17 protein-coding genes are annotated in these 17,001 nt (G+C 74.0%); 8 read left to right on the plus strand and 9 right to left on the minus strand.

Annotated features, from left to right (window positions below; translation table 11 throughout):
* Positions 1–20: 20 nt before the first annotated feature.
* Positions 21–1,343 (minus strand): MFS transporter, encoded by a 1,323-nt coding sequence (locus tag ACFV9M_RS29575; RefSeq protein ID WP_385076344.1) that lies wholly within the window; start codon positions 1,341–1,343, stop codon positions 21–23.
* A 288-nt stretch (positions 1,344–1,631) separates the two neighbouring features.
* On the opposite strand from ACFV9M_RS29575, the gene ACFV9M_RS29580 reads away from it, so the two are divergent.
* The gene (locus ACFV9M_RS29580; protein ID WP_385076345.1) at positions 1,632–2,285 is read left to right on the plus strand and encodes a TetR family transcriptional regulator; all 654 of its coding nucleotides are present in this window, start codon (positions 1,632–1,634) and stop codon (positions 2,283–2,285) included.
* A 93-nt stretch (positions 2,286–2,378) separates the two neighbouring features.
* A complete protein-coding gene (locus ACFV9M_RS29585; RefSeq protein ID WP_385076348.1) occupies positions 2,379–3,161 on the plus strand; it encodes a DUF4097 family beta strand repeat-containing protein in 783 nt (260 codons plus the stop codon).
* Between the two features lie 77 nt (positions 3,162–3,238).
* Here ACFV9M_RS29585 and ACFV9M_RS29590 read toward each other — a convergent pair whose 3' ends face one another.
* Positions 3,239–3,607 (minus strand): transglycosylase family protein, encoded by a 369-nt coding sequence (locus ACFV9M_RS29590; protein WP_385076351.1) that lies wholly within the window; start codon positions 3,605–3,607, stop codon positions 3,239–3,241.
* Positions 3,608–3,775: 168 nt separating this feature from the next.
* A complete protein-coding gene (locus ACFV9M_RS29595; protein WP_385076353.1) occupies positions 3,776–4,225 on the minus strand; it encodes a MarR family winged helix-turn-helix transcriptional regulator in 450 nt (149 codons plus the stop codon).
* Between the two features lie 112 nt (positions 4,226–4,337).
* On the opposite strand from ACFV9M_RS29595, the gene ACFV9M_RS29600 reads away from it, so the two are divergent.
* Together ACFV9M_RS29600 and ACFV9M_RS29605 are read left to right on the plus strand one after the other, a co-directional pair.
* Entirely contained in the window at positions 4,338–4,901 is a 564-nt protein-coding gene (locus tag ACFV9M_RS29600) for a quercetin 2,3-dioxygenase (RefSeq protein ID WP_385076355.1), read from the plus strand.
* The gene (locus ACFV9M_RS29605) at positions 4,891–5,763 is read left to right on the plus strand and encodes an alpha/beta hydrolase fold domain-containing protein (protein ID WP_385076358.1); all 873 of its coding nucleotides are present in this window, start codon (positions 4,891–4,893) and stop codon (positions 5,761–5,763) included. The genes ACFV9M_RS29600 and ACFV9M_RS29605 overlap by 11 nt, the downstream gene beginning before the upstream one ends.
* Positions 5,764–5,922: 159 nt before the next feature.
* Here the strand turns inward: ACFV9M_RS29605 and ACFV9M_RS29610 are convergent, their stop codons facing one another.
* The 3 genes from ACFV9M_RS29610 to ACFV9M_RS29620 form a co-directional block, all read right to left on the minus strand.
* Complete coding sequence (locus ACFV9M_RS29610; RefSeq protein ID WP_385076410.1) at positions 5,923–8,262, minus strand: SpoIIE family protein phosphatase; 2,340 nt, start codon at positions 8,260–8,262, stop codon at positions 5,923–5,925.
* A gap of 338 nt (positions 8,263–8,600) precedes the next feature.
* The gene (locus tag ACFV9M_RS29615; protein ID WP_385076360.1) at positions 8,601–9,797 is read right to left on the minus strand and encodes an MFS transporter; all 1,197 of its coding nucleotides are present in this window, start codon (positions 9,795–9,797) and stop codon (positions 8,601–8,603) included.
* Positions 9,794–10,387: a helix-turn-helix domain-containing protein gene (locus ACFV9M_RS29620; protein WP_385076363.1), complete on the minus strand. Its 594-nt coding sequence runs from the start codon at positions 10,385–10,387 to the stop codon at positions 9,794–9,796. The genes ACFV9M_RS29615 and ACFV9M_RS29620 overlap by 4 nt, the downstream gene beginning before the upstream one ends.
* Between ACFV9M_RS29620 and ACFV9M_RS29625 the strand changes: the two genes are divergently transcribed.
* Both ACFV9M_RS29625 and ACFV9M_RS29630 read left to right on the plus strand, forming a co-directional pair.
* Positions 10,386–10,907 (plus strand): GNAT family N-acetyltransferase, encoded by a 522-nt coding sequence (locus ACFV9M_RS29625; protein ID WP_385076366.1) that lies wholly within the window; start codon positions 10,386–10,388, stop codon positions 10,905–10,907. The genes ACFV9M_RS29620 and ACFV9M_RS29625 overlap by 2 nt on opposite strands.
* A 119-nt stretch (positions 10,908–11,026) precedes the next feature.
* Entirely contained in the window at positions 11,027–11,539 is a 513-nt protein-coding gene (locus ACFV9M_RS29630) for an SRPBCC family protein (protein WP_385076368.1), read from the plus strand.
* 72 nt (positions 11,540–11,611) lie between these two features.
* On the opposite strand, the gene ACFV9M_RS29635 is transcribed toward ACFV9M_RS29630, so the two are convergent.
* From ACFV9M_RS29635 to ACFV9M_RS29645, 3 genes are all read right to left on the minus strand, one after another.
* Positions 11,612–12,145, minus strand: coding sequence for a DoxX family protein (locus ACFV9M_RS29635; protein ID WP_385076370.1), 534 nt, complete (start codon positions 12,143–12,145; stop codon positions 11,612–11,614).
* A gap of 264 nt (positions 12,146–12,409) precedes the next feature.
* Positions 12,410–13,471 (minus strand): ABC transporter permease, encoded by a 1,062-nt coding sequence (locus ACFV9M_RS29640; RefSeq protein ID WP_385076373.1) that lies wholly within the window; start codon positions 13,469–13,471, stop codon positions 12,410–12,412.
* A 32-nt stretch (positions 13,472–13,503) separates the two neighbouring features.
* The gene (locus tag ACFV9M_RS29645; RefSeq protein ID WP_385076376.1) at positions 13,504–14,001 is read right to left on the minus strand and encodes a MarR family winged helix-turn-helix transcriptional regulator; all 498 of its coding nucleotides are present in this window, start codon (positions 13,999–14,001) and stop codon (positions 13,504–13,506) included.
* Between the two features lie 56 nt (positions 14,002–14,057).
* On the opposite strand from ACFV9M_RS29645, the gene ACFV9M_RS29650 reads away from it, so the two are divergent.
* Together ACFV9M_RS29650 and uppS are read left to right on the plus strand one after the other, a co-directional pair.
* On the plus strand, positions 14,058–15,380 hold the full coding sequence (locus ACFV9M_RS29650; protein ID WP_385076379.1) for a multidrug effflux MFS transporter: 1,323 nt from the start codon (positions 14,058–14,060) through the stop codon (positions 15,378–15,380).
* Between the two features lie 856 nt (positions 15,381–16,236).
* On the plus strand, positions 16,237–16,992 hold the full coding sequence (uppS, locus tag ACFV9M_RS29655; protein ID WP_385076413.1) for a polyprenyl diphosphate synthase: 756 nt from the start codon (positions 16,237–16,239) through the stop codon (positions 16,990–16,992).
* The last annotated feature ends 9 nt before the right edge of the window (positions 16,993–17,001 follow it).

The raw sequence follows: 17,001 nt of genomic DNA on the forward strand, positions 1-17,001 counted from the left end.
GCCGTGTCGGGGGCGAGGCGCTACTTGACGGAGCGGACGAGCTGGACGGCGCCGGCGCCCAGCGCGGCGGCGATCCCGCCGAAGAGGAACAGCGCGCCGTAGTTGCCGCCTCCGCCGATCGCCAGGAAGGCCGGAGCGATGATCGGGACGAGGGACTGGGGGAGCGCGTTGCCGATGTTCAGCACGCCCATGTCCTTCGCGGACTCCTCGGGGTTGGGCAGCACCGCGGCGGCGAGCGCCATGTCGACGGCGAGGTAGAGCCCCTGGCCGAATCCGAAGACGGCCAGGGAGACGGCGTACAGGGTGAAGGACTGCGCGGTGGCGAGCAGGGCCAGGCTGATGCCCATCACGAGCGAGGAGCCCAGCACGTAGGGCTTGCGCCGGCCGGAGCGGTCGGAGAGCTGGCCGCCGAGGACGGAGCCCACGACGGTGGCGGCGACCATGACGACGGTGCCGACGAGCACCTTGTCGGTGACGGCGTCGGCGTCGTAGCCGAGGCGGTCCATCAGGAAGTACACCTGGTAGCTGGTGACGCAGGAGGCGCCGGTGAAGACCAGGAAGCGGCCGGCGAAGTTCCAGGCGAAGTCGGGGTGCCGGCGCGGGTTGACCCAGAAGCTGCGCAGGAAGGTCCGGACCGTGTACGGCGCGAAGGCGCCGGGGCGGGCGGGCCGGTCCTTGATCGTCACGGCGAGCAGGACGACGGTGGCCAGGCCGATGACGCCGGGGACCAGGAAGGCCAGGGCGAGCGAGTCGCTGAAGACCTGCGCGAGGACCGTGCCCGCGACCATGGCCAGGGAGATGGTGAGGCCGATGACGCCCGAGACACGGGCCTGCTGCCGGGGCGGGATCAGGTCCGGGACGCACGACGTCAGCGCGGCCAGGCAGGCGTTGATGCCGAGCTGGGCGACCGCCCAGCCGAGCATCAGCAGGGGGACGCTGCCGCCGGCGGCGACTATCGTGAGACCCACCAGGCCGGCGGCCATGCCGCCCACCAGCCAGGGGCGGCGGCGCCCGAAGCGGCTGGTGGTGCGGTCCGACAGGGCGCCGAAGACCGGGTTGCCGAGCATCGCCAGCAGCGCGCCCAGGGAGAGGACCTGCCCGAGGGCGGTACCGCGGTCGGCCTCGGGGACGATCTGGCTGACCCGGAGGGCGAGGGTCACCATGACCGGGGTGAGGACGGCGACGTAGGCGCCGAACTGGGCCAGTGCCAGTGCGAGCACCAGCCGTGCGGGCGCGGGGGTCTCGTCGTCCGGTCGAGCCGCGGAGAGATCGGCGGGGGAGACGGAGGGGCCGTCGGCCGGGGCCGGTGTGGCGCCGAGCGGGGCGTCATGGCTCATGGTCATGGCGGTTCTCCATGGGGACGGGGCGGCGCCGTCGCCGCTCCGCCATAGGGAAACAGGAAAACCGAGTGGGTAGTAGGTTTCTCGTGCGTGGCTTGAATCACCCTGCACGGGGCTTGAAACATTCGGCCCGATGGCTCGTGTAACCGACGGTCACCCCACAGGTGCCGGAACGGGGTCCGCCCCGCCGGGGAGACGGGCTCCGCCCCGCCGGGGAGACGGGCTCCGCCCGCTGGGACGCGGCTGTGGGCCGGCTGGGTGGACCCGGACGCCAGGCCCTAGGGTGACGGCATGCACGCAGAGAGCAGGAGGGGCGCCGACCGGGCGGCTCGCGGGTCGTACACCGTGGGGGACGAGCGGCGCCTGCGCATCCTGGACGCCGCCGTCGAGCACTTCGCCCAGTGGGGGTTCCACGCCTCCTCCCTCGCCAGGATCGCCAAGGACGCCGGCCTCACCCAGGGCGGGCTGCTGCACCACTTCCGCAGCAAGGAGGACCTCCTGGTGCAGGTCCTGGAGCGCGCCGAGCAGCACGACAGGGAGCGGTTCTTCGCCCAGGAGTCCGAGTCGGCCACCGCCCACTACCGGACCCTGCTGAACCTGGTCGCCCACAACGCCGCCCGCCCCGGCCGCACCCGCATGTTCAACCTCCTCGCCGCCGAGGCGGGCGACCCCGGACATCCGGCCCACGCGTACTTCGACCGCCGCTACGCCGAGCTGGCTTCGATGGCGTCGGCCACGCTCCGGCGGGCCGTCGAGCAGGGCGAGCTGAAGCCCGACGTCGACATCCCCGCCGTGATCGACGAGACCTTCGCGGTGATGGACGGGCTCCAGATCCGCTGGGCGTCGGCACCCCGGGACTTCGACATGGCGGAACGGTTCCGCGCCTACGCCGACCGTCTGCTGCGCGCGATCACCCGTGCGGGGACCGGGCTGCCGGCCGCGTAGGGAAAGCCTGCCGCCGGGCCCGGAAAGGGGCGTGGCGGCAGGGTCCGCCGTCTCGCAGGCACGCATCGCGGCGGACGGGGAAGCCGATCCGTCATGGAGGCAAAGACACGCACCCGGCTGCGCGGCCTCGTCCTGCTCCCGTCGGCCCTCGCCCTGATGACGGCGTGCGGAGGCGGCGACCCGGACGGAACCGCCCCGCTCGCCGTGGCGGAAGGCGTCGACGGATCACCGCCGGCCTTCCTCATCACGACGGAGAACGGACTGCGCCTGCGGCCGGCGGAGGGCGAACGGCTCGCCGTGGACCGGCGCGTCGACCGTCGCGTCACCCAGCGGGACGGGACCTGGGTCGTGGACCTGTCCTGCGCGCACGGGGACCGCAACGGGGAGGCCGAGGGGGAGACCGAGGGGGAGGCCTGCCCCAGGATGCCGGAGGTCGACGTCCCGGCCGGCGCGGTCGTCACCGTCCTCGCCCGCAACGCCGGCGTCGAGGCGGTGGGCGTCGACGCCGAACTGGATCTGAGCACGGTCAACGGCGACGTCACCGTGTCCGGTTCGGGACGCGACGACGCCCGCCTGCGGCTGGCCACGCGCAACGGCTCGGTCGCGGCCACGGCCGTGCGGGGCTTGGAGGTGCACGCCCACACCGTGAACGGCGACGTGACGCTCGGGTGCGCCTACGCTCCGGACACCGTCGGCGCGTCCACCACCAACGGCTCGGTCGGCGTCTCGGTGCCCGCCGACGCCCCCGCCTACCGGGTCACCGCCAGGACCGCAAACGGCCGTCCGTCCGTGACCGTCCCGACCGACGGCGCCGCCGGGGGACGCAGCATGACCCTCACCACCGTCAACGGTGATGTGACGGCCGTACGCGAGTGAACACCGCCGCCGGGGGCAGGGCGTCTCCCGGCAGGGCGTCTCCCGGCGGGGCGTCCTGGCCGGGAGACGCCCCGCCCTCAGGCGCAGGACCAGGCGTTCATGCCCTGAAGGGCCGCGAGGCGCCGGGCCACGGCGATCTGTTCCCGCTTCGTCGCCAGGTCCGCGCGGGGCGCGTACTTGAGCCCCCCGGCCGCGACCCAGCTGGACTGCGTGAACTGGAGGCCGCCGTAGTGGCCGTTGCCGGTGTTCGCGTGCCAGTCGCCGCCCGACTCGCAGCGCGCGATGGCGTTCCAGTCGGCGTCCGCGGGTGCGGCCGTGGCCGCTCGGGCGCCGGGCGCCGCGAGGACCAGCAGGGCGGCGAGCGGCAGCGTCAGCCCCAGTGCCGAGCGGGCTGCCTTCAGCGGTCTGCGGTCGTGACGCCGGCCGCATGCGTTGAGTGAAGTCATATCGACTGACAGTAAGTACGGAGTCGCGGTGGCGGCGCTCCGACACTCCCGCGGCCGGGCAGTCCCCCCGTCGGCGCTGTCGCGGACGGCCGGGCGGGTGACGGTGATCGCTTCCCAGGGCACCCGAGGGGCCAGTGATCCCTTCCCGGGAGCCGAGGGGTCCGTCGGTCACTCGTCTGGGACCGAGGGGTCCGGGGGCTCGCCCCAGGGCATCTCCAGCAAGGCGCGCAGCTCCGCGACGGACCGTTCGCCTATTCGCTCGGCCAGCACGCGCTCCAGCCCCTCCAGGACGCCCGTCGCCCGCTCGTGGGCGCGCCGGCCCTTCGGTGTGCGGCGGATCAGAACCTGACGCGCCGACGCGGGGTGCGGTGCCTGCTCCAGCAGGCCCATGGCGATCAGGGTGTGCGCGGTCTTGTGCGCGGTCTGCCGGGTGACCCCCATGCGCCGCGCCAGCTCCGACACCGTCGTGCCCCGCTCGTCGAGGGCGGCGAACAGCTGCAACTGGGTCGACGACACCTGCTCCGCCCCGGCCGCCTCCAGGGCCGTGAGCAGGGCGTCCTCGAACCATCTGCGCCCCTCGCCCAGCAGTTGCGGCAGGTTGCGGCGTCCGGCGTTCATGAGCTCCTCGGCATCGGATGGGATATCGGATGGGAAAACGTCAGCGAAGTCTTGCACATCCCCCGACTCATATGTCAGCCTCACTGACATTCGAGCCGAACCAAGGAGACCCATGACCTTCGAGTACGCCACGCCCTACCGCCGTGCCTCGCAGATTCCCCCAGAGCCGGGCAAGCCGTACTTCATCGAGCGGGGCATGGGCGACCGTGCCCACCTGTTCACGGACCTGTTCACCGTCTACGCGGGCGGGGAGCAGACGGAGAACACGTTCAACTTCTTCACCTGTGAGGGCCCCAAGGGCGACATCATCCCCGCCCACTCCCACCCGGACACCTACGAGGTCTTCTTCATCACCGACGGCGCGGTGCGGCTGTTCGTGGAGGACCTGGAGGGCGAGCAGCACGAGAAGCTGCTGACGGCCGGCGACTTCGGTTTCGTCCCCAAGAACTGCCCGCACGCCTACCGCATCGAGCGCCACCACAGCCGGATCGTCGGTGTGGCCGCCGGTCCGGGCGGCACGTTCGAGCGGTTCTTCGAGAACCTCGGCACGCCCACCGAGGAGCTGGGCCTGCCCCAGAAGCCGTACGTCCCCGAACCGCACAAGTTCGGCACCGTGCCCCAGCGGTACGACGTGAACTTCCTCCCCGACCACAAGTGGCGCACCCATGAGTCGTGAGCCGGACCTGCGGTCCCTGATCGCGGCGCCCCACCCCGACGAGGCCCCGCTGCCGCCCGCCGCGGTCCTCGCCGACGGCGTCCGCCTCCTGCGCGGGGTGCCCTACGCGGACGTGCCGGGTGTCCGCCCGCCGGAGCTGGACCTGTGGCTGCCGGCGGAACGCCCCGGCGGGCCGCCCTCCCCCCTGGTGTTCTTCGTGCACGGCGGCGGCTGGCGCCGGGGCCGGCGCGAGGACATGGGGTACCGGATGCGCCAGTGGGAGCCCGGCCCGTTCGCCAGGCTCGCCGCCGCGGGTCTGGCGGTCGCCTCCGTGGACTACCGGCTCACCGGCGAGGCGGTCTTCCCCGCCCAGCTGGACGACCTGGTCGGCGCCCTGCGCTGGCTCGAACGGCGCTCCCCCGAACTCGGTACGGACACCGGCCGCACCGTGGTGTGGGGCGAGTCGGCCGGCGGGCACCTCGCCTCGATGCTCGCCCTGTCCCCGGACGCCCCGCCGGTGCGGGGTGCCGTCGCCTGGTACGCGCCGAGCGACCTCACCCGGTACGGCGACGACCCCCGCACCCCCGAGGCGCTCCTGCTCGGCGCGGCCCCCGCCGACGTGCCCGACCGCGCGCGGGAGGCCAGTCCCGTCGCCCACGTCGGCCCCGGCGCTCCGCCCTTCCTGCTGGTGCACGGCGAGAAGGACTCCATGGTCGACTGCGACCACAGCCGTCTGCTCGCCGCCCGCCTCGGCGAGGCCGGGGCCTCGGTGGACCTGTGGACGGTCCCGGGCGCGGACCACGTCTGGTACGGGCTGTCCGACGACGAGGTCGAGGACGTCTTCGCCCGCACCCTGAGCTGGATCCAGCAGCTCGTCGGGTGAACCACGCCCCCGTCCACGCCCCGCCGGCACCGGGCGTGGACGGGGGCCACGACGCACCCGCCGTCCCCCGCAAGGCATGGCGGGACCAGCCGGCCCCCCGCCGTCCGTGAGACGGGCGGAGCCGTCGCGCAGCCGCCCGCACGCCTCCGCGCGGGCAGGTCAGAAGCCGTAAGCCGCAGCGGGCAGCCCGCGCGGTTCCGACGGCATCTGCGTCCAGATCGTCTTACCGGTCGACGTGTAGCGCGTTCCCCAGTGCTCGGTCACCTGCGCCACGAGGAACAGGCCCCTGCCCCCTTCGTCCTCCGTGGCGGCCCTGCGCAGGTGCGGGGAGGTGTGGCCACCGTCCGACACCTCGACGATCAGCCCCCGGTCTCTGATCAGCCGCAGGCGGACGGGGGCGCCGCCGTACCTGATCGCGTTGGTGACCAGTTCGCTGACGACGAGTTCGAGGACGAACGACGTTTCGTCCGGCATACCCCACCGGGCGAGCCGGTCCCGGCTCAATGACCGGGCTCGGGCCACCTCTTCCGAGTCGACGGGTATGTCCCACGTCGCCACCCGGTCCTCGGGCAGCGCGTGAACGCGCACGAGCAGCAGGGCCGCGTCGTCCTCGGGCGACCGGGACAGCAAGGCACCGACGACACCGTCGCAGGCTTGTTGCAGAGGGCCGGACCCGACCTGGGACAGCGTGTCGCACAGGGCGCTGATGCCGGTGTCGATGTCCCGCCGGCGGCTTGCGACGAGCCCGTTGGTGAAGAGAGCCAGCACGCTGCCCTCGGACAGGTCGAACTCGGTGCTCTCGAAGGGTAGGCCGCCCAGGCCCAGCGGTGGGCCGGAGGGAAGGCTCACGAGTTCTGTGCGGCCGTCGGCCGTGACGAGTGCCGGGGGCGGATGACCTGCCCGCGCCATGACGCAGTGCCGGGAGACGGCGTCGTAGACGGCGTACAGGCAGGTCACGCCCAGCGCCTGATCCTCGTCCGCGAGGTCTGCCGAGGGCGGTGACCCGGCGCGGGCCACGAGGTCGTCGAGGCGGGCGAGCAGTTCGCCGGGCTCGAGGTCGAGTGCCGCCAGGGCGGCGACCGTGGTGCGCAGCCGGCCCATGGTGGCCGCGGCCCCCAGGCCGTGCCCCGCCACGTCCCCCACGACCAGTCCCACCCGGGCGCCGGAGAGCGGAATCACGTCGTACCAGTCCCCGCCGACGCCGGCCGGTCCCTCCGCGGGCAGGTAACGGTGAGCGATCTCCACCCCTGTCGGCCGGGGCAGACCGTGCGGCAGCAGGTCGCGTTGCAGCGTCAGCGCGGTGGCGTGTTCGCGTGCGTAGCGGCGCGCGTTGTCCAGGCACACCGCGGTGCGGGAGACCAGCTCCCCGGCGACCGCCATGTCATCGGTGTCGAAGGGATCGCGCGGCGCGGTCCGTACGAGGACGGCCACGCCGAGCACGACGCCTCGCGCCGTCAGCGGTACGACGAGCGCGCCGGTGGCGGGGTCGACGAGCGACGCGGCGTCCGACAGGCAGCGCAGGCGCGTGTCGTCCACGGCGTCCGCGACACCGCCTGCCGCCTCGTCGCGCGCGCGATGCGCCACTCGCCGCAGCTCCGGAGCAGCGTCGGGGCCGACGGAAGGCGGCTCCTGGCCGCTCAGCACGGGCTCCAGCACCTCCACGGTGATCGCGTCCGCGAACTCGGGAACGACCAGCCCCGCCAGGTCCTCGCCCGTACGCCGGATGTCCAGGGTCGTGCCGATGCCTCCGCTCGCCCGGCTCAGCAGGGACAGACGCCCCCGTGCCGCGTAGCGGTCGGTGATGTCGAGGCCGACCTCGCACACCCCGATCGTCCGTCCGGAGTCGTCGTGCAGACGGAAGTAGGACAGTGACCAGAAGCGCCGATGGTGCGGATCGAGGCGGGTGGTGCTCTGGAAGCGGATGTCCGTCACCGGCTGTCCGGTACGCAGGACGTCCCGGATGGGCTGTTCGACATCTCGTAGGACCCGGCCCTCCGGGGAGAGCAGCACCCCTTCCGGCAGGATCTCCGGCACGCGCAGGCCTGCGGTTTCCTCCAGACTGATGCCGAACTCCGTCTCGATGGCGTCGTTGATCCACTGAACCCGGGCGTCGGTGTCGTAGACGACCAGCATCACCGGTGACTGGTGGTAGAGCCCGGCCAGCACGGCCCGGTCGACGGTGCGCCGGTGCAGCCGCCCCACGTCCATCGCCACCATCAGCCACAGGTCCCGGGGGAGCGGGCCGAGGCTGAGCGCGACCGGCAGGGCACGGCCGTCACGGTGGCGTATCGACCGGATCCCGTACGCCCCGGTCGGGCCCGGTGCCTCCCGGCCGTCGGCCGCGCGCGGTGTCGCTCGGGTGAACTCCTCCCCGAGGACGTCGTCAGCGGTCCGTCCCAGCACCTCCTCCGGCCGGTACCCCAGAAGGATCTCCGCTTCGGGGCTCCATCCGACGAACCGGAATCGGGCGTCCAGTACGGCCGTCGCCCGCCCGGTCAGGAGAGAGCCGGGTCCGAGACCGTGGTCAGGTCCTTGGCCGGGGCGGTGGGAGCTCGCGTGACCTGTCATCGCCGGCTCTCGAGTGTGGTCGGAAGGCCCTCGATCAGTTCACTGTAATGCCGAGCCGTTGGGTCTGCTCCGCGGACGGAGGTGGCCCCCTGGAGCGGGCCGGTCACCACCGTGACGCCGTCCGCGGTGCCCGCCGTCCAGGCCGCTGGACCGGCCGGCCGGGAGCGCCTCACCGTCGGTGGCCGGCCGGGAGCGCCTCACCGTCGGTGGCTGCGGACCAGCGCGGACCCAGCCACCGGCGGTGGCGGACCGGGCCGCCCGGGCGGCCGTCAGCGGGGCTCGGGGCCTGCGTCCGCCGTCGTGGCGTGCCGGGCGCCCGGGGCGGCGAGGGCCCCGGCGCCGAGGAGGGCGGCCGCGGCCACGAGGGCCGTGCCCGACCAGCCGAGCGCGGAGAGCAACGGGGCGGTGGCGGCCGTGCCCAGTGCGCCGACGGCGAAGTACAGCACGAGGTAGACGCCGGTGAGGCCGCCGGCGCGGTCGGGATCGACGGCGACGATCCGGCTCTGGTTGGCGGCCTGGGCGGCGAAGCAGCCCGCGTCGAACAGGGCCAGCCCCAGCACGGTGACCACGGGGGTGTGCAGACCGGTGGCCAGCACGGCCGTGCCGACCACCGCGACCAGCATCGACGCGGCCATGACCCGGGACGGGGCGTACCGGTCGACCAGGCGCCCGGTGAACGGCAGCGCGACGAATCCCAGGAGCCCGGCCAGCCCGTACAGGCCGATGGCGGTGGCGTCGAGCGCGTAGGGCGGGCGGGCCAGCGCGAGGGCGAGGCCCACCCAGACGACGTTGAAGGCGAAGTACCACAGTCCGCCGGTGAGCACGGCGTGGCGCAGCGAGCGGTGCCGGCGCAGCAGGGGAGCGAGTCCCGCGAGCGCCGCGAGGTAGCCGCCCGGCGCACGCGGTCGCTCGCGGGGCAGGAGCCGGGCGGTGGCGAGCGCCCCGAGCAGGACGAGGCCGGCGAAGACCAGCAGCATGCGCCGCCAGCCGAGGAGGTCGGCGAGGGTGCCTCCGGCCCAGCGGCTCAGCAGGATGCCGGCGGACAGCCCGGTGGCGACGGTGGCCATGGCCGTGCCGCGCCGGCCGGGCGCGGCGTACCGGCCCGCGAGGGCACCGCACTGGGCCGCGACCCCCGCCGTCGCGCCGACGAGCAGGTAGGCGATGAGCAGGACCGCCGCGTGCCGGGCGGTGGCGGCGAGGGCGAGGGCCCCGGCGAGGGCGCACAGCTGGACGCCGACCAGCCGGTGCGGGGCGACCCGGTCGGTGAGCGGCAGCAGCAGCGCGAACCCGGCCGTACAGCCGACGAGGGCGGCCGTCGGCACGAGTCCCGTCACCGTGGCCGACAGGCCGAGGTCGGCCGCCACGTCGGTCAGGGCCGGCTGGAGGGCGTAGTTGTTGGCGATCGCCGTCGCCGCCGTCCCGGCGAGCAGCACGGTGCCGTGGCGGGGCAGGGCCTGGCCGCTCACGGCCGGTCGGCCTGCGCGCGGATGACCACGTACCGGCACTCGGCGTCGCCGTCGTTGGCGAAGGTGCACGGCGCGGGCTCGCCGAGCTCCACGGTGTCGCCGGGACCGAGCGCGTGCACGGTGTCTCCCTCGTGGAAGGTCAGGCGGCCCTCCAGGACCCAGACGACCTGCCGGGCGAAGGCGAAGGAGGCCGCCGGGTAGGCCACCCGTGCCCCGGCGGGCAGCCGGATCTCCGCCGTCTCGACGGGGAAGCCCGGTCCGGTGATCTGGCGCCGCCGGTAGCCGGTGCCGGGATCGCGCCACTCGGCGGTGTCCTCGTGGCGGCGCACGCCTCCCGGGCCACCGCCGGCCGGTCGCGTCTCGCCCTCGGCGAGCGCCAGCAGCGAGGAGACGCTGAGCCGGAAGGCGGCCGACAGCTTGCCGAGCACGACGGCCGTGGGGCTGCTGTCGCCCCGCTCGATCCGGTTGATCATGGCCCGGGAGACACCGGAGGCCTCGGCCAGCTGGGTCAGAGTCCAGCCCCGCCGCTCCCGCTCGGCGCGGACACGGGCGGCGATCCGCTCCACCAGGGGATCTACTATGTTGGACATGGCGACAATATATGAGAAGGGCGAGGCGGTACGGGTCCGCCGGGCGTCCGAAGCCGACGGTGAGGCCGTCCGCGCCATCCGCAACCACGCGGTGGCGACCTCCACGGCGCTGTGGACCCAGACCCAGCAGTCCCCGGCCGACGCGCGGGCCTGGCTCGCCCCGCACCTGGCGCGCGGCTCGGCGCTCGTGGCCGAGGCCGGCGGCCGGGTCGTCGGCTTCGCGGTCTACGGCCCCTGGCGCCCGCTCGACGGATACCGCGACACCGTCGAGAACTCCGTCTACGTCCGTGACGGCAGCCAGGGCCTGGGCATCGGCGGCGCGCTGCTGTCCGCGCTGATCGACTCGGCGCGCGACGCGGGCCACCACAGCGTGATCGCCGGAATCGAGTCCGGCAACGCGCCGTCGGTCCGGCTGCACGAGCGGTTCGGGTTCACCGAGGTGGGCCGGGTGCCCGAGGCGGGCCGGAAGTTCGGGAAGTGGTTCGACCTCACGCTCATGCAACTGCGGTTGCAGGGCTGAGGGCAGGGCCGCCCGCCCTCCGCGCGGGACCCGGGGGCGGGGGCGTTCCGCCGGTCCGTGACGGCACGTACCATCTGGGCTACCCGTGAGTAAGTTCGTGCGTCCACCGGAGGAGCCCCGTGGCGGCCCGCATCTTCACCGTGACCCGCAGCATCCTGATCGACGTCCCGCCGCGGTCGGCGTACGAGGCGATCAGCCAGCCGGCCGACATGGGCCGGTGGAGCCCGGAGAACCTCGGCACCTCGGAGCGGACGCCCAGGGAGCGGGCGGTGGCGGGGACCAGGTTCGAGGGCCGCAACAAGCGGGGGCCGTTCCGCTGGACCACGCTGTGCACGGTGACGGCGGCCGACCCCGGCCGCCGGTTCGCGTTCCGGGTCCACGCCATCGGGCTGGACCGCCCCCGACTGCGGGGGCCGATCGCCACCTGGGAGTACCTGTTCGCGCCGGAGGGGCAGGGGGTGCGGGTGACGGAGTCCTGGACGGACGACCGGCGGGCCTGGCCGACCGTGGTGGCCAACGCCTTCGACCGGGCGGTGACCGGCGGCCGCACCTTCGCCGAATTCCAGACCCGCAACATCGATGTCACCCTGCGCAACCTGAAGCGGGAACTCGAGGCGGCCGCCCGGCCGTGAGGTGACCGGCGTCCCGGGCGACCCCGCCCCGGTGGGCCGGTGGGCCGACCGGGCAGTCAGTCGGTCAGCCGGTCAGCCGGTCAGCTTGGCGCGGACCGCGCCCGCGGCGGCCGCGGGACGGGCGGTGGCCCGCACCGACCGCCGCACCAGCCGGGTCTCGCGCCGGACGTCCCGCGCGGCGTGCCGGCCGCGCCACGCCAGGGACGGGTGGCCGGCGGTGTCCCCGGCCGCGATCATCAGTCCGCCCAGCATCGAGGCGTTCTTCAGGAAGTGGATGCGCTGCTGGGCGCGCTCGCCGGGATCCTCGATCTCCCAGAACCGGTGGGCCGCGAGGGTCGTGGGCACCAGGGTGACGGCGAGGGCGAGCGCGGCCACCCGCGGGACGCGACCGGTGGCGAGCAGCAGGCCCGCCGCGACCTGCGCTGCCCCGTTGAGCCGCACGACGTCCTCGGTGCGGTTGGGAAGCGCCGCCACCCGTTCGGTGACGGGCCGTACGACGGACTCGGCGACCGGCGCGAGTTGCCCGGGCGCGCGCAGGGAGTGCAGGCCGCCCGAGACGAACATCGAGGCCAGCATGGGGCGACCCAGCAGACGCAGCAGACTCATGGTCCTCTCCAGACAAACGTTGACCGGACACGGGACAGCGGCCACCGGGTTCCCCGCCGGAGGGCGGCTCATGCGAGGGCGCGGCGTGTGCCCGGCACTGGGAACGGGCGTGTGCCCGGCACTGGGAACGGGCGTGTGCCCGGCACTGGGAACGGGCGTGTGCCCGGCACTGGGAACGGGCGTGTGCCCGGCACTGGGACACGGCCTGTGCCCGGCACCGGGACACGGCCTGTGCCCGGCACCGGGACGCGCGGGTGCGTGCCGTCAGGTCGCGGCGTGCGCCGGGCGGGTCTCCCGGCCGCCGGGGTGGCGGTGGCGCCAGGTCCAGAAGACCGCGCACGACACCAGCGCCCATCCGGCCAGCACCAGGAACGGGAAGGCGTGCTGGTGGCCGGCGAAGTACACCGCCGTGTGCTGGGCGTTGACCGAGGCGCCGGGCGGCAGCCAGCGGCCGATCAGGCCCAGGGGCGAGGGGAGCAGGGGCCACGACACCGCGCCGCCCGACGAGGGATTGCCCAGCAGGACCATCAGTCCCCAGGTCGGCAGCATCGCCCAGCGGCCCACCAGCGTGTTGAACATGGTGAAGACCATGCCGCTCGTGAACAGCGTGAACGCCAGGATCAGCCACGACTCGACGAACGGCAGGTCCAGCGCGCCCAGCAGCCAGTCCACCGTCGCGGCGATGGCGAACCCGCCCAGCAGCGCGTACAGGGCGGTGAAGGCGATGCGCTCGAACGGGGTGAGCGCCCGCGCGTGCACGCTCAACTGGATCGCGCCGACGAACCCGATGATCACGGCGGCGAGCGAGATGTAGAAGATCGCCAGCCCCCGGGGGTCGCCCTCCTGGAGGGGGTTGATGTCCCGAACGGTGACGGAGATCCCGGTCCGCCTGCCCACGGCGGGGGCCGTCTCGGCCAGTACCTCGGCCACCGAGGCTCCGGACGCCGAGGAGAGGTCGAGCGTCACCCGGTCGCCGTCCCGCACGTCGAGGATCGCGAAGACCCGCTGCTCCTCCACCGCCGTCCTGGCCTCGGCCGCCGTGTCGTAGACGTGGACCTTCACCGCCGCGTTCAGCGACTCCTCCAGCCCGTCGAGGAACCGACGGCCCGCAGCGGCCTGCCCGTAGTCGCGGGTGACCGCGGTGGGGATGGAGCGCGGCGTCGGGTCGGCCATGGAGTAGGTGTAGGAGCCGGCGAACAGGGCCGCGGCGGCCGTCAGGATCAGCACGAGCACGGCCGCGGGCAGCAGCGGTGACTCCTTGAGCCGGGCCCGCCGCTGCGCGGGTGTCGGTGACGTACCGTGACCGGGGTGTGGCATATCGGACATACGAGTCACGTTAACCGTGCGGCTCCCGCCGGTCACTCGGTCGCGGCCCGACCGATCCTCATCGCCTCGACCAGACGCACCAGTGCCTTGAGTACCCACTCCCGGTCGTCCCCGAGGCTCGCCAGCAGGGCGACCTCGGCGGCGAGCTGGCGGGGGAAGAGGTCGTCGACGGCCCGGGCGCCGGCCTCCGTGATGGTGACCAGGGCGGCGCGGCGGTCTGCCGGGTGCGGCGTGCGGGTGACGAAGCCGCGTCTCTCCAGCTTGGCGAGGGTCTTGCTGACGCCCGCGCGGGACAGGCCCAGGTCGGCGGCGAGGCGGCGGGCGATCAGCGGGTCGGTGGCGTGGCGGAGCGGGACGAGCATGTCGACCTCGGGTGCCGTGAGGGGGGCGCCCTCGTAGAGGGGCTCGACGGCTCGGTCGAGCAGACCGGTGGCGCGTTTGAGGAGCGCCACCAGTTCCATCGGGGAGGTGTCCAGGTCCGGGTTGCCCCGGGCCCACTGCGTGCGGACTTCGGCGGGGGAGGGAGGCATGCGGCTCGGCCTTCCAAGAATTGTTAACGGGTGAACTATCGGATACCTTTGCGGGCATGGTATCGCCGCCCTCGACCCGACAGCCCGCCCCGCACCGTTCCACGGAGGCCGACTCGACCGTCCCCGCCCCGCTGCCCCGGCGGGCCGCCGTCGCCCTGGTCGCCGTGCTGGGCGCCCTCACCGCCGTCGCCCCGCTCGCGACCGACATGTACGTCCCCGGCTTCCCCGCCATGGGGGAGGCGCTCGGTACGAGCTCGTCGGCGGTGCAGCTGACGATGACCGCCTTCCTGGCCGGCCTGGTCGTCGGCCAGTTGCTGATCGGCCCGCTGAGCGACGGGCTGGGGCGGCGCCGGCTGCTGCTGTCCGGAGCCGCCGGGTTCGTCCTCTTCTCCGTCGTCTGCGCCGTCGCGCCGGACGTCACCGTGCTCACCGGCGCCCGCTTCCTCCAGGGCGTGGCCGGAGCGGCCGGGATGGTCCTGGCCCGGGCCGTGCTCACGGACCGTTTCCATGGTGCGGAACTGCCGCGCTACTTCGCGGTCCTCTCCCAGGTCATGGGCGTGGCCCCGGTCGCCGCGCCGGTCCTCGGCGGGGTGATCCTCAGCCTCTCCACCTGGCGCGCCGTGTTCGCCGTACTGGCCGTGCTGGGCGCCCTGCTGCTGTTCGCCGTGGTGCGCGCGGTCCCCGAGTCCCTGCCGCCGGAGCGGCGGCAGGGCGGCGGCTTGACGAGCACCTTCCGCGCGATGGGCTCGCTGCTCGGCCGCCGCGCCTTCATGGGCTACGTCCTCGTCATCGCCTTCGTCTCGGCGGCGCTGTTCGCCTACATCAGCGGCTCCAGCTTCGTCTTCGAGAGCCTGCACGGGGTCTCCGCCACGACGTACTCCCTGATCTTCGCCACCAACGCGGTGGGCATGCTGCTCAGCGGTGCGGTCTTCTCCCGCCTGGCCGGAAGGCGGCGGCTCAACACCCTCCTCTCGGCCGGTGTCGGAGTCTGTCTGCTGGGCGCGCTGGCCCAGGTCCTGCTGGCCGTGACCGTCGGCGAGACCCTCGTCGGCACGTGGATCACCCTGTTCGTGACCGCCGCCGGCATCGGCCTGGTCTTCCCGGCCGGCATGAGCATCGGCCAGGCGGTGGGCCGGTCGGCCCCGGGGGCCGCCTCCGCGCTCCTGGGTGGGCTCCAGTTCCTCTTCGGTGCGCTGGCCTCCCCCCTGGTCGGTCTGTTCGGGGAGCACAGCTCCCTCCCGATGGCACTGGTCATGCTGGTCGCCGTGGCCGCCGCCGCGGCCGCCCTGGCCGGTCTCGCCCGGCCCTGGGAGGGGCACGGCGAACCGGACGGCTCGGCGATCCGGGCCGCCGGCGGACCGGACCGGAACGCCGGCTGACCGACGCGCGGAACCCGACGCGCGCGGACCCGACGCCCGCCGGAACCCGACGCGCGCGGAACCCGGCGCCCGCCGGAACCCGGCGCGGGGGCGTACGGCGGCCGGCAGGTCCGCCGCCCTACGTGGACGTGGACGGGGACGTGGACGTGGACGAGGGCCCGGCGATGGTGGGCGGAACGGCAGCCCGCGCCGGGCCCTCCGACGTGTTCCGAGCCGGGCCGGGCCGGGCCGCGTTCGCTGAGCCACTCGGCGGAGCCGGCCGGGGAGGGGACGAACGGTGTGGACGAGGGAGCCGAAGAGGGACCCCGGAGCCGACCGGCCGCTGCCTTGCCGCGGTGCAGCCGGGGTGCCGACGTGATGTTGCCGGGGGTGCCGCCGCGGTGCCGTGATGCCTCAGCGGCTCCGGATGGCGGTGGTGGCGAAGAACCCGGTGGCGGCGGCGGTGATGAGGGCGCAGACGGAGAACAGCAGCGTACGTCGCATGGAGAAACCTTTCCCGATGATGACGGATGGGTCCTGCACAACGTCGGCCGGGCCGAAGTCGGTTCGCCGGCGGGCCGACGCCACCCGGACGGACGCGACCGAGCGGGGACGGGTGCGACCGTGCGGGTACGGGTGCGCGCGCAGGTGTGTTCGCGCGTGTGTTCGTCGGGCGGCCGTACGCCGGTGATCGCGTACGGGTGAATACGCGTTGATCGCCACGACCCGGTGACGTGCTCCCGGCACTCTGCTGACCGGCGGTGGGGGAACGCGAGTCGGACGGAGGGCGCCGTGACGGTCATGAGGGGCCCGCGTGACTGACGAACGGGCCGGCGGCGCTGCGGCCGGCCCGGCGGTCCCCGGTCCCCGCCCCGGCGTGGACGGCGAGGGCGGCGAGGGCGGGGGCGGGCGGGCGAAGGCCCCACGGCACGTCGCCTGCGTGATGGACGGCAACGGCCGCTGGGCGGCACAGCGGTCGCTGCCCCGGACGTCGGGCCACCGCGCGGCGGAGGCGACGGTGATCGACGTCATCGAGGCGGCGCGCACGGCCGGCGTGGAGTGGCTGACCCTGTACGCCTTCTCCACCGAGAACTGGCGCCGCCCCAGCCACGAGGTCGACTTCCTGATGCGGCTGGTGCGCCGCGTGGTGCGCAAGCACGCGGCGCTGCTGCACGCGCGGGGCATCCGCTGCCGTTTCCTGGGCGTCGCCGACCCCCGCATCCCGGCGCCGCTGGCCCGGGACTTCGCGGACCTGGCGACCCTGACCGGCGGGAACCGGGGGATGACCCTGACCGTCGCGTTCGATCACGGGGGACGCAGCGACATCGTCGAGGCGGCACGCGCGCTCATCCGGCGCGGAGTGCCGGCCGACGAGGTGACCGAGGACAGCTTCGCCGCCCACCTCCCCCTCCCCGACACACCGGACGTCGACCTCGTCATCCGGACCTCCGGTGAACAGCGCATCTCCAACTTCATGCTGTGGCACGTCGCCTACGCCGAATGGATCTTCCCGGAGGTCCTCTGGCCCGACTTCCGGGCGACGGACTTCCTGGCGTGTCTGCGTACCTACCAGCAGCGCCGACGCCGCTTCGGCGGCGTGGCACCGAACGCGAACCAGGAACCCCGACCGTGAACGGAGAGG

Origin of the sequence: Streptomyces sp. NPDC059895, from assembly GCF_042731035.1 — a bacterium.
Lineage (GTDB): Bacteria > Actinomycetota > Actinomycetes > Streptomycetales > Streptomycetaceae > Streptomyces.